This is a genomic window from Pseudomonas reactans (assembly GCF_013385825.1).
Classification (GTDB): Bacteria; Pseudomonadota; Gammaproteobacteria; order Pseudomonadales; family Pseudomonadaceae; genus Aquipseudomonas; species Aquipseudomonas reactans.
Genome location: NZ_JACAPG010000004.1, coordinates 24,031 through 36,368, shown reverse-complemented (window position 1 = coordinate 36,368; position 12,338 = coordinate 24,031). Strand labels below are relative to the sequence as shown.

Annotated in this window: 11 protein-coding genes; 8 read left to right on the top strand and 3 right to left on the bottom strand. The window is 58.9% G+C overall.

The features are described from left to right. Positions 1 to 40: 40 nt before the first annotated feature. The 7 genes from HX868_RS04605 to ptaA all read left to right on the top strand — a co-directional run bounded on the left by HX868_RS04605 (position 41) and on the right by ptaA (position 7,416). Positions 41 to 547, top strand: coding sequence for a disulfide bond formation protein B (locus HX868_RS04605; protein WP_010206438.1), 507 nt, complete (start codon positions 41 to 43; stop codon positions 545 to 547). A 792-nt stretch (positions 548 to 1,339) separates the two neighbouring features. After that, positions 1,340 to 2,281, top strand: coding sequence for a ubiquinol oxidase subunit II (gene cyoA / locus HX868_RS04600; protein ID WP_177002081.1), 942 nt, complete (start codon positions 1,340 to 1,342; stop codon positions 2,279 to 2,281). Between the two features lie 3 nt (positions 2,282 to 2,284). Continuing rightward, positions 2,285 to 4,303, top strand: a complete 2,019-nt coding sequence (gene cyoB / locus HX868_RS04595; RefSeq protein WP_016979642.1) for a cytochrome o ubiquinol oxidase subunit I — start codon at positions 2,285 to 2,287, stop codon at positions 4,301 to 4,303. Between the two features lie 3 nt (positions 4,304 to 4,306). Continuing rightward, complete coding sequence (locus HX868_RS04590) at positions 4,307 to 4,933, top strand: cytochrome o ubiquinol oxidase subunit III (RefSeq protein WP_016979641.1); 627 nt, start codon at positions 4,307 to 4,309, stop codon at positions 4,931 to 4,933. After that, positions 4,933 to 5,274: a cytochrome o ubiquinol oxidase subunit IV gene (cyoD, locus tag HX868_RS04585; RefSeq protein WP_016979640.1), complete on the top strand. Its 342-nt coding sequence runs from the start codon at positions 4,933 to 4,935 to the stop codon at positions 5,272 to 5,274. The genes HX868_RS04590 and cyoD overlap by 1 nt, the downstream gene beginning before the upstream one ends. Before the next feature lie 11 nt (positions 5,275 to 5,285). Then, positions 5,286 to 6,173, top strand: coding sequence for a heme o synthase (gene cyoE / locus HX868_RS04580; protein WP_003194050.1), 888 nt, complete (start codon positions 5,286 to 5,288; stop codon positions 6,171 to 6,173). Between the two features lie 145 nt (positions 6,174 to 6,318). After that, on the top strand, positions 6,319 to 7,416 hold the full coding sequence (gene ptaA, locus HX868_RS04575; RefSeq protein ID WP_177002064.1) for a pyoverdine biosynthesis transaminase PtaA: 1,098 nt from the start codon (positions 6,319 to 6,321) through the stop codon (positions 7,414 to 7,416). Between the two features lie 90 nt (positions 7,417 to 7,506). On the opposite strand, the gene HX868_RS04570 is transcribed toward ptaA, so the two are convergent. Together HX868_RS04570 and HX868_RS04565 are read right to left on the bottom strand one after the other, a co-directional pair. Further along, positions 7,507 to 8,226: a hypothetical protein gene (locus tag HX868_RS04570; RefSeq protein ID WP_177002063.1), complete on the bottom strand. Its 720-nt coding sequence runs from the start codon at positions 8,224 to 8,226 to the stop codon at positions 7,507 to 7,509. Positions 8,227 to 8,296: 70 nt separating this feature from the next. Further along, on the bottom strand, positions 8,297 to 8,800 hold the full coding sequence (locus HX868_RS04565; RefSeq protein ID WP_177002062.1) for a DUF6622 family protein: 504 nt from the start codon (positions 8,798 to 8,800) through the stop codon (positions 8,297 to 8,299). A 199-nt stretch (positions 8,801 to 8,999) separates the two neighbouring features. On the opposite strand from HX868_RS04565, the gene HX868_RS04560 reads away from it, so the two are divergent. After that, positions 9,000 to 11,024 carry a c-type cytochrome gene (locus HX868_RS04560; RefSeq protein WP_177002061.1) on the top strand — a complete coding sequence of 675 codons (2,025 nt, stop codon included), beginning with the start codon at positions 9,000 to 9,002 and terminating at the stop codon, positions 11,022 to 11,024. Here the strand turns inward: HX868_RS04560 and HX868_RS04555 are convergent. Beyond that, complete coding sequence (locus tag HX868_RS04555; RefSeq protein ID WP_177002060.1) at positions 11,021 to 12,271, bottom strand: 2-aminoadipate transaminase; 1,251 nt, start codon at positions 12,269 to 12,271, stop codon at positions 11,021 to 11,023. The genes HX868_RS04560 and HX868_RS04555 overlap by 4 nt on opposite strands. Between the last annotated feature and the right edge of the window lie 67 nt (positions 12,272 to 12,338).

Sequence of the window (12,338 nt, the reverse complement as noted above, 5' to 3'; positions counted from 1 at the left end):
ACTTGCGGCCATTGGCACAACCAAACAAAGGGAACCGGAAATGAGTGACGAATTGCGTTTAGGCAGGGAGCGGCGCTTTCTGGTGTTGCTGGGCATCATCTGCCTGGCGCTGATCGGCGGTGCGCTTTATATGCAGGTGGTACTCGGCGAGGCGCCGTGCCCGCTGTGCATCCTGCAACGCTACGCCTTGCTGTTGATCGCGATCTTCGCGTTCATCGGTGCGGCCATGCGCACCAAAGGGGCGCTCACGTTTTTCGAAGGGCTGGTGATACTCAGCGCCCTCGGCGGTGTGGCTGCAGCCGGTCACCACGTGTACACCCAGTTCTTCCCCCAGGTCAGTTGCGGCATTGATGTGCTGCAACCGATCGTCGATGACCTGCCACTGGCCAAAGTGTTCCCCCTGGGGTTCCAGGTCGATGGCTTCTGCAGCACCCCGTATCCACCCGTGCTGGGTCTGTCCCTGGCGCAGTGGGCGCTGGTCGCGTTCGTACTGACCGTGATCCTGGTGCCGTTGGGCATTTACCGGAATCGCCAGCGCAAAGCCTGAGCCCATCCCTGAAACGCTCCGGTCCTTCTTGAAGGAAGACCGGGGCGTTTTTGTTTGTAGGGATTTGTGAATAGAACGTGACGCGGGACAATCTTGGGTGCGCGCAGTGTGCGACATGTTGTCACACGGAAGCTGCCGCAGGACGTTTCTGACCCGCCAAACGGCCGCTTAAATTTGCATAAAACGGCCAAGATGTGCTGTCAGTTCGTGGTTCCGGCGAGGCCACGAACCTCAGGCCACGCCAGCAATTGGGTGATGTCCGAATGCCTTGTTTTATGGGGGGTTGCATGGGTTTGGCATGCCCTTACAGCGCGTAAGGACTGCAACGGATTACCCTATAACACGGCAATTTTTGTGGTTTTTGTTGAGAATCGAACGCGATAAGATCGCGAACCTTTGCAATATTGGTGAAGGATTATTGCTGTAATCGATAAAAATTATTTCTTTATAAGACATGGTTTATACATCGCTAGCTAACTACAATCGCCCGCACTGAATGTCCGGTGCTGTTCAATATTTGAGCACTGGAGCGGTCGAGGGGCAGATGGACGGCTCTGTGCGACCCCAAGGTTCCGACAGCCTTTCAACTATCCGCACCAAATGGAATTGGTCTGTAACAAGGCCTTTAACCACGAAATCGAATAAGAACTCACCGCAGGTCCGTGAAACGCCACCTAATGGCGTGATGGGCAGGCTCTTATTCAATCGAAGAGAAATGCCAACCCTTGGCAGGGTGAAGTGTTGGCGATCAAAACCCAACTGCATTGCGCAAGCTGCTTTAGAGGTCGTGAGATGAGTAAAAACAGGTACCCCCGATTACTAGGCTTTTTGCCGCTGCTGGGCATGATGTTAATGCTGGGAGGCTGCAAGTGGACCTTGATGGACCCAAAAGGACAGATCGGTCTGGATCAACGAAACCTGATCATCACCGCCACCCTGCTGATGTTGTTGGTTGTGGTGCCTGTGATCATCATGACCTTCGCCTTCGCCTGGAAATACCGCGCGTCGAACACCAGCGCGACCTACGCGCCGAAGTGGTCGCACTCCACCAAGATTGAAGTCGCAGTGTGGCTGGTGCCAATCCTCATCATCATCGCCCTGGGTTACATCACCTATAAGTCGACCCATGAGCTGGACCCGTACCGTCCGCTGGAATCCGACGTCAAGCCGATCAACATCGAAGTGGTCGCGCTGGACTGGAAGTGGCTGTTCATCTACCCGGACCTGGGTATCGCCACCGTCAACGAAATCCAGTTCCCGGAGAACACTCCGCTTAACTTCCGGATCACCTCCGACGCCGTGATGAACTCGTTCTTCATCCCAGCCCTGGGCGGCCAGATCTACGCGATGGCAGGCATGCAGACTCGCCTGCACCTGATCGCCAACGAAAAAGCTGAAATGGAAGGTATCTCCGCAAACTACAGCGGCGCTGGCTTCACCGGCATGAAATTCAAAGCGATCTCGACGAGCCAGGAAGGTTTCAACGCCTGGGTAGCCGAAGTCAAGGCCGCACCTAAACAGCTTGATCAAGCTGAATACGATGCCCTGACCAAACCAAGCCAGAACAACCCAGTCGCTCTGTACTCCACGTATGAGCCGAACCTGTTTCAGAAAATCGTCGACAAGTACGAAGGTATGAAGCCAGGCAAGCCGGTCAAGCACGAGAAGAAAGAAGTGGCCGCGGTTGAAGGTTCTGACACGGGCTCGCATTCAACTGCTGGGGCAGAGGAGTAAACGATGTTTGGTAAATTAAGTTGGGATGCGGTCCCGTTCCACGAGCCGATCGTAATGGTGACTATCGCCATGATCGCGCTGGGTGGTCTGGCACTGTTTGCAGGTATCACGTACTTCAAGAAGTGGACCTACCTGTGGACCGAGTGGCTGACTTCGGTCGACCACAAGAAAATCGGCGTCATGTACGTCATCGTTGCCATGGTCATGCTGCTGCGTGGTTTTGCCGACGCCATCATGATGCGTACCCAGTTGGCCATGGCCACCGAGGGTTCGCCTGGCTACCTGCCACCTGAACACTATGACCAGATCTTCACCGCCCACGGTGTGATCATGATCATCTTCATGGCGATGCCATTCTTCACCGGCCTGATGAACCTTGCCTTGCCGCTGCAGATTGGCGCGCGTGACGTTGCCTACCCGTTCCTGAACTCCCTGAGCTTCTGGCTGCTGGTTTCCGGCGTGGTGCTGATCAACGTGTCCCTGGGCGTCGGCGAATTCGCCAAGACCGGTTGGGTTGCGTATCCGCCATTGTCGGGCCTGCAATACAGCCCTGGCGTGGGTGTGGACTACTACATCTGGGCCCTACAGTTATCAGGACTCGGGACGACATTGACGGGGGTCAACTTCCTGGCCACCGTCCTGAAAATGCGCGCCCCTGGCATGAAACTGATGGACATGCCGATCTTCACTTGGACTTGCACCTGGGCCAACGTCCTGATCGTGGCTTCGTTCCCGATTCTGGCCGCTACCATGGCGCTGCTGTCGCTTGACCGTTACCTGGATTTCCACATTTTCACCAACGAACTTGGTGGCAATCCAATGATGTACGTGAACCTGTTCTGGGCATGGGGTCACCCTGAGGTGTACATCCTGATCCTGCCAGCGTTCGGTATCTTCTCCGAAGTGATCTCGACCTTTACCGGCAAGCGCCTGTTCGGTCACCACTCGATGGTTTATGCATCGGGCGCAATCTCCGTACTGGGCTTCATGGTGTGGCTGCACCACTTCTTCACCATGGGTTCGGGGGCCAGCGTCAACGCCTTCTTCGGCCTGGCGACGATGCTGATTTCCATCCCGACGGGGGTGAAGCTATTCAACTGGCTGTTCACCATCTACCACGGTCGTCTGCGCATGACCAGCCAGGTCCTGTGGACCCTGGGCTTCATGGTGACCTTCGCCATCGGCGGCATGACCGGCGTACTGCTGGCCATCCCGGGTGCTGACTTCGTGCTGCACAACAGCCTGTTCGTGATCGCTCACTTCCACAACGTGATCATCGGCGGCGCGGTATTCGGTTACATCGCTGGTTTCAGCTTCTACTTCCCGAAAGCGTTCGGCTTCAAGCTGCACGAAGGCTGGGGCAAGGCTGCATTCTGGTTCTGGATCTCGGGCTTCTTCGTCGCGTTCATGCCGCTCTATGCACTGGGCTTCATGGGCATGACCCGTCGTCTGAACGCCACTACCAACCCTGAGTGGGTGCCGTACCTGTACGTCGCCATGTTCGGTGCGGTGATGATCGCCGTGGGTATCGCTTGCCAGCTGATCCAGCTGTACGTGAGTGTCCGTGACCGTAAGCAGAACGCTTGCGACTCCGGTGACCCATGGAATGGCCACACCCTGGAATGGTCGACTTCGTCGCCACCGCCGTTCTACAACTTCGCCGTGATCCCGACTGCGAACACCATTGATGCGTTCACCGAAGCCAAGGAAGACGGTACTGCGTACCAGCGTCCTAAGCACTACGAACCGATCCACATGCCAAACAACACCGCCACTGGCGTGGTGATGGGCGCGCTGTTGACCGTGTTCGGCTTCGCGATGATCTGGCACATCTGGTGGCTGGCAATCGCGAGCCTGGTGGGCACCATCGGCTACTTCATTGTCCACGCTGCACGTGATGATCAAGGCTACATGGTGCCGGTCGAGACGATCGAACGCATCGAAGCCGAGCAACACGCTCGCCTGGTCGCCGAGAAGAAAATCCCGGCCAACCGTGTAGAAACCTCGTTGGAACAGGCTTAAACCATGTCGAACTTAGTGACCAATGCTGGACACGCCCATGTCGATGACCATGGGCACGATGACCATCACCACGACTCGGGGCCGATGACCGTTTTCGGTTTCTGGCTCTACCTGATGACCGACTGCATCTTGTTTGCGTCGATCTTCGCGGTGTACGCGGTACTGGTAAACAACGTAGCGGGTGGCCCGTCGGGCCACGACATCTTCGAACTGCCTTACGTGCTCGGCGAAACCGCCTTGCTGTTGTTCAGTTCGATCACCTACGGCTTTGCCATGTTGGCCTTCTACAAGGGCAACAAGAAAGGCGTACTGAGCTGGTTGGGACTGACCTTCCTGTTCGGCCTGGGCTTCATCGGCATGGAGATCAACGAGTTCCACCTGCTGATCTCCGAAGGCTACGGCCCGCACCGTTCCGGCTTCCTGTCCGCGTTCTTCACGCTGGTAGGTACCCACGGTCTGCACGTGTCTGCCGGCCTGCTGTGGATGGCGGTGATGATGTATCAGGTCAATAAGCACGGCCTGACCAACACCAACAAGACTCGCCTGACCTGCCTGAGCCTGTTCTGGCACTTCCTGGACGTGGTCTGGATCTGCGTCTTCACCGTTGTTTACCTGATGGGGACTCTGTAATGGCTAATGCACACTCCCATGACCATGACAGCCATGATGCGAGCCACGGCAGCGTTAAGTCGTACGCCATCGGCTTCATCCTGTCGGTAATCCTGACGCTCATCCCGTTCGGTCTGGTGATGTACCCGACCCTGCCGAAGTCGATCACGTTGATGATCGTGCTGGCATTCGCGGTGATTCAGGTACTGGTGCACCTGGTGTACTTCCTGCACCTGGACCGTTCCAAAGAACAGCGCGACAACGTGGTTGCGTTCGTGTTCGCAGGGATCGTAATCGTACTGCTGGTTGGCCTGTCGATATGGATCATGTTCAGCATCCATACGTTCATGATGGCGAAGTGAGGTAAGACCCGATGTCGCTTAAGCACTTTATCCAAATCACCAAACCGGGGATCATTTTCGGTAACGTGCTTTCTGTGGCGGGCGGTTTCTTCCTGGCCTCCAAGGGACATGTCGATCTGGCCATCTTCCTGGCTGCAATGATCGGCACATCCCTGGTGGTAGCTTCCGGTTGTGTGTTCAACAACTGCATCGACCGTGACATCGATATCAAGATGGAACGCACCAAGAATCGCGTGCTGGTCCAGGGCCTTATCTCCCTGAAACTGGCACTGATCTACGCGACCGTCCTGGGTGTTGCCGGTGTGGCGTTGTTGTACAAGGTGGCCAACCCGCTGGCGGCGCTGTTTGCCGTGATCGGCTTTGTCATCTACGTCGGCCTCTACAGCCTATACCTCAAGCGCAAGTCGGTTCACGGCACGCTGGTGGGTAGTCTGTCGGGGGCGATGCCGCCGGTGATTGGTTATGTGGCTGTAACCAATAGCTTCGACATGGCCGCGCTGACGCTACTGGTGATGTTCAGCCTGTGGCAGATGCCGCATTCCTACGCCATCGCGATTTTCCGCTTCAATGACTACCTGGCTGCTTCGATTCCGGTTCTGCCGGTCAAGCGTGGCATCCAAGTGGCCAAGAAACATATCCTGCTGTACATCCTGGCCTTCCTCGTGGCGACCTTGATGTTGACCTTCAGTGGCTACGCCGGCATGAGCTACCTTGCCGTCGCCGCCGCCATGGGCATGTACTGGTTGTACATGGCCTGGACCGGCTACAAGGCGGTGGATGACACCGTCTGGGCACGCAAGCTGTTCGTGTTCTCGATCTTCACCATCACCGCGCTCAGCGTGATGATGTCCCTGGATTTCCAAGTGCCGAAAGAGCTGTTGCTGACCTACGCTCACTGAGTGGTCCCGCAGTGAAAAAGCCCCGCCTTCGAGAGAAGCGCGGGGCTTTTTCTTGGGCGTCGGTTTAAATCTGCGGATGTTTATCTCGTCATACCCCTCTGTACGTGCTGTGCGAATCCATCACCCGCCAACAAGGAGTTGCCCCATGGTCAGCGTAAGTCGTCGGTCCCTTCTCGCCCTGGGCGCAGCCCTGCCTTTATTGGGACGCCTGGACTGGGCGGTTGCGGCGCCGCCGCCGGCAAAGGCTGACAAGGTGCGGCTCAATTACAACGAAAGCCCCTACGGCGCCTCACGCGCTGCGCGTGAGGCGATGCAGCAGGGTATCGCCAGCTCTGGACGTTACCCTTACGACCGTATGTATGCGTTGGCGGGACTGTTTGCCCAACAGCAGGGGATTGCCGAAGAACAGGTGGCGGTCTTTGCCGGTTCGATGGCGGCCTTGCGCTATGCAGTGCTGGCGTTCACCTCCGAGCCCCGCGGTCTGGTGATGGCTACGCCATCCTACGAAGTGCCGCGCCAGGCGGCGCAGGCGAACAAAGCTGCGGTGAAGGAAGTCAGCCTGAACGCCGACCACGCCCACGACATCCCGGCCATGCTCGCCGCCGACCCACAGGCCGGCATGCTCTACCTGTGCAACCCCAATAACCCCACTGGCACCGTTACGCCCGTCGACGCCATCCGCGAAGCGTTGACGAACAAACCCAAAGGCAGTGTGCTGGTGGTGGACGAGGCTTACATCGACTTCGCCGACGTACCCAGCGTGGTCAGTTGGGTTAAGGACCACGACGACCTGCTGGTGCTGCGCACTTTCTCGAAAATCTATGGCATGGCCGGTGCCCGCCTGGGCTTGGCGGTCGGCCATCCGGCGTTGCTGGAACGCCTGGCCGTCTTTGGCGGCGACAACGTGCCGGCCGGCACCACCTTGCTCGGCGGCCTGGCCAGCTTGGAGGACGTGAAGCTGTTGCCGCAACGCAAGGCGCTCAATAACCAACTGCGCAATGAGACTGTGGCCTGGCTGCAGGGGCGTGGTTTCACCTGCACGGCCTCCCAGGCCAATTGTTTCATGATCGACGTGAAGCAACCGGCCGAGCAGGTGATCGATAAACTGGCAGCCCAAGGCGTGCTGATCGGCCGTGTGTTTAAAAGCTGGCCGCAGTGGGTTCGGGTGACGGTGGGGAACAAGCGGGAGATGGCACGATTTCGTGAGGTGTTTGCGCAATTTGACACCACGAAACAATTGTAGGAGCCGGCTTGCCGGCGATGCACGCACTTCGGTGTGTCATGGCTACCGAGGTGATGCCCTCGCCGGCAAGCCGGCTCCTACAATGTGGGGTTATTGCTGCGCGATGCTGTACCCATCAAACGCAGTCTGCTGCTGCAACGCAGTAATCACGCTCTTGCGGCTCAACGGCTGCTCGGCGCCGGCGTTATCGACAAAACTCTCAACGTCCAACTCCGCCTCATCCCCTTCACCCACAAAGCTGAAACCCAGGAACTCGAACGCCTCACGGTCGACGTTCAGCTTGGACCGCGGCGTGCGCAACGGCAGGGTGACGCTGATGCCATCCTTGCTGATCACAAACACTTCGGCTTCTTTCTTGGGCCGTGAGGCCTTGCTCTTGCCGGCGCTCGGGTTGCTGATGGCCTGGTGGCTCTGGTTCAGCACTTTCAACGCCAGGCCGTAGACCAACTCCTGGAATTCAGGATCGTCCTTGAAGCTGGACAGGATGCGGCTGATCGAAAACTTGCTGCTCAGGTCTTCCAGGGCAGCGTTATCGGCGGCTTCGGCGTCCTTGAGTTGCTTGAGCTGGCCCATCAGGTCGTAGGCCTTGTCGTCGTCGAAAGCATCGTGGGCCTGACGGATGGCCACGCGCAGTTCGCGGATCTGGTCGCTTTCCTTGGACGTGTGGAAAGCGTCCAGCACCATCTCACTGATGATCTTGGCCGCAGGCAGATGCTGTGAAAGATTGATGGCGTTTTCGTAGTCGGCTTTGGAAGGCAAGGCGACTACGGATTCTTCGGGGGCGGATTTTTCGGTGTAAGAATCGGACATTGAAATTTCACTACTTCAGTAAACGAGGACAAAAAAGCGTCGGGCATTTTCAGGGGGGAGGGTGGTCAGGTCAAGGCAGCACAATGCCCTTATCCCGACGCAACGCCGTCAGCGCCCGCTGCAGCCGTACGGCTCGTCCGCAAAACAGACCTACGGTAAACCCCGATACGCCGCCGACTGCCATCAGCATCGACGGCGTGCTCAGCAGCAGCGGATGCACGGCTTGCTGGTAACCGAAGTAGTACTTCACCGCAAAGAACAGTTGCGAGATCAGCAGGGTTTTCCAGGTGCCCGGCAGCACCAGGGTCTCGCCATTGGCATCCAACCGCGCGCCTTCAGTGTTGAACAGCACCATCCCCACCAGGCTGCCCAGCACCGCGCCGCCAATCCACGCACCGCTCGACAAGATTGAAGGCGCCAGCGACATCAACGACCACACCACCAGCACCACCGGCAGGATCACCAACGAGCGACGATTCTCGCGACCGCCCAGGCAGGCCTTGATGCCGTAGTAGCAAATCCACAGGTAAATGGCGTAGACCCAGACGGGCGTGCCTTGGAGGATGTCGAGCATGGTGTGCGTCCGTGCAGAGGGGAGGTGGTGGATAGTCGTTGAGTACTGACGCCTTTGTCCAGCGATCTGCCCCTGACCCACATCAACACCCCCCGCCCACAAAACCGTTACAACACAGAGGCCTGATGAACCCATAAAAACGACCACTGACCTGCGCCGAGGGGACCGCCCCACGCCAGGTTATTAAAGGACTAATGCGATGGCGCTTTCCCTTTACCGCCTGGCCTTGCTGGGGGCGACGCTTTGCCTGTCTCTTCCCCTGCACGCCAACGTTCCCGACGCTTCGCTGATTGAGCAGGGCAAATACGTCGCGCAACTCGGCGACTGCATCGCCTGCCACACCGCCAAGCAAGGCAAGGTGATGGCCGGCGGTCTGGAGTTGAGCACGCCGATGGGCACGATCTATTCGAGCAATATCACGCCGGACCGAGAGACAGGGATTGGCGCCTACTCCTTCGAAGAGTTCGACCGCGTCATGCGCGAAGGCGTGACGCCGACGGGCATGAACCTGTACCCGGCGATGCCGTACCCGTCCTACGCCAAGATGAGCGAAACCGACATGCGTGCCTTGTTCGCGTACCTGATGCAGGGCGTCGAACCGGTGCAGCAGGTCAACCTTGCGGCGGACATGGGCTTCCCGTTCAACCAGCGCTGGGGGCTGGCACTGTGGAACTTTGCCTTCCTCGACAAACAGCCCTTCATGCCGGATCCGCAAAGAAATGAGCTGCTCAACCGTGGCGCCTACCTGGTCCAGGGCCTGGGCCATTGCGGCTCATGCCACACGCCACGGGGCATTGCGTTCCAGGAAAAAGCCATGAGCGACGAGGGTTCCAGCGGCCAGCACTACTTGGCCGGTGAAACCGTCGAGCATTGGCGTGCCCTGAGCCTGCGCAACCTGTGGACCGTGGAAGACACCGTGCAACTGCTCAAGACCGGACAAAACCGTTTTGCCACGGTCGCCGGCAACATGGCCGATGTGATTCACCACAGCACCCAGCACTTCAGCGACTACGACCTGACGGCTATCGCCAGTTACTTGAAATCCCTACCGCCCGGTAAAGACGACTTGCCCATGCCGTCCGTGGCCCAGGCCCCAGCCGTGCCACCTGCAGATTTGTTCACCAGTCGCGGTGGACTGGGTTACATGCAGTTCTGCAGCGACTGTCATCGCAGCGATGGTGCGGGCGTGAAAGGTCTGTTCCCACCGTTGGCCGGCAACCCGAGCATTGCGTCCAGCAACCCGACGTCGCTGCTGCACATCACCCTCACCGGCTGGGAAACCGCACAAACGGCGACGCATCCACGGGTCTACACCATGCCGGGTTTCGCCCGTTTGAAGGATCAGGAAATCGCCGAGATCCTCAGCTTCGTACGCACCCGTTGGGGCAACGAAGGTACGCCGATCAGCGCTGCCCAAGTGAAGAAACTGCGCGACCAACTCAACCCGGCCACCACCGATTCGTCGGCCTTCGAAACCCCACGCCTGGCCGAGTTGCTTGCGGCGCCCAACGCCGACCAGGTGGTTCGTGGTATGCGCCTGCACCTGCAAACCAAGGAGTTGCTGCCTAGCAACGTCGGCAATTCACTCAATTGCACCAGTTGCCATCTCAACGCCGGCACGGTGGCGGACGGCTCGCCGTTTGTGGGCGTCTCTGCGTTTTTCCCCAGCTATGCGCCGCGCGCGGGCAAGGTGGTGACCCTGGAAGAGCGCATCAATGGCTGCTTCCGCCGCTCGATGAATGGCAAACCACTGCCGCCACAATCGGCAGACATGCAAGCGATGGTCGCCTACTTCGACTGGATGAAAAACAACACCCGCCCCGAAGACAAAGTAGCCGGGCGCGGCGTGGGCAAGGTCGACCCGGCGATCAAGCCGGACCTGGCCAATGGCAAGCAGGTTTACGCCAGGCAGTGCGCGGTGTGCCACGGCGACAATGGCCAGGGCTTGGCGCGGGCGGATGGCGAGCTGATCTACCCACCGCTGTGGGGCGACCAATCGTTCAACATCGGTGCCGGCATGGCGCGCACCTACACGGCTGCGGCGTTCGTCAAACGCAACATGCCGATCGGCTTCCACGAGAAATTCCCGTTGGGGCAGGGCGGTTTGTCGGACCAGGAAGCCGTGGACGTGGCGGCGTATTTCTCAGGCCAACCGCGCCCGGACTTCCCGGACAAGGTCAAGGACTGGCCGAACGGCGGTAAACCTGTCGATGCGCGTTACTAGTCCAACTGTTTGAGGCAGGCCTCGAGAATATCCAGGCCTTCCTCCAGCACCGCAGGCTCGATGGTCAGCGGTGCCAGCAGGCGGATGATATGCCGCGACTTGCCGCTGGGCATCAGCAACAAACCGGCGTCCCGCGCCAGGCTGAGCAACTGGGCCAGCTGTTTCGGCGCGGGTGTGCCGTCGGCGTTGGCCAGCTCAATGCCGCGCATGGCACCGACGCCGGTCAGGCGGCCGAGGTAGGGTGTCAGGCCTTGTGCACGCCAGGTCTCATAACGACTGACGATGGCTTCTTGCTGCTGTGAACCCCAGTTTTTCAGGTGTTCATCGGTCATGGCGTCGAGGGTGGCCAATGCTGCCGCACAGGCGATGGGGTTGCCGGAATAGGTACCGCCCAGGCCACCCTTGGGCAGATTGTCCATCAGCGCCTTGCGCCCAACGACGGCGCCCAGCGGCACACCGCCAGCGATACTTTTGCCCAGCAGGATCAAGTCAGGCTCGATCCCCAGGCGCGAGAAAGCAAAACGCTCACCGGTACGGCCAAAGCCTGATTGGATTTCATCGGCAATCAGCAGGATATTGTTCGCGTCGCAAAAGCGTCGCAGCGCCTGGGCGAACTCGATGTCCAGCGCGAGGAACCCCCCTTCGCCCTGTACCGGCTCAATGATGAAACAGGCTACGTCGTTGACGTCGATTTCCACGCTGAACAGGCGGTCCATGGCCTTCAGTGCCTCGGCGCAGGTCACGCCGTTGTCGGTACTGGGGTAGGGCAGGTGATACACCGGGCCGGGTAGTACACCGACCTTTTGCTTGTAGGGGGCAACCTTGCCATTGAGGTTGAGTGTGGCCAGGGTACGACCGTGGAAGGCGCCATCAAACGCGATCACTGCGGTGCGACCGGTGGCGCCTCGCACGATCTTCAGTGCGTTTTCCGCCGCTTCCGCGCCGCTGTTGGTGAGCATGCCGCTGACGGGGTAGTCCACCGGCATAAATGCGGTAAGACGATCCATCAGCTCGATGTAGGGCGCGTGAGGAGCGGCATTGAACGCGTAGTGGGTCAGTTGGGTCGCCTGGTCACGAATCGCCTCGACCACGCCGGGATGGCAATGCCCGAGGTTGAGCACACCAATGCCGCCAACAAAATCGATGTAGCGTTTACCCGAGGTGTCCCAGACCTCAGCGTTCTTACCGTGGCTGAGGCTGATGGGGTGAACAATGGAAATCGATTGGCTGATGGTTTCGCGGCTCATGAATCGGGGACTCGGCAGTGACGGGCTTGTTTTTATCTAAGCCGGGCACCCGCCTTTGCCGCAAACG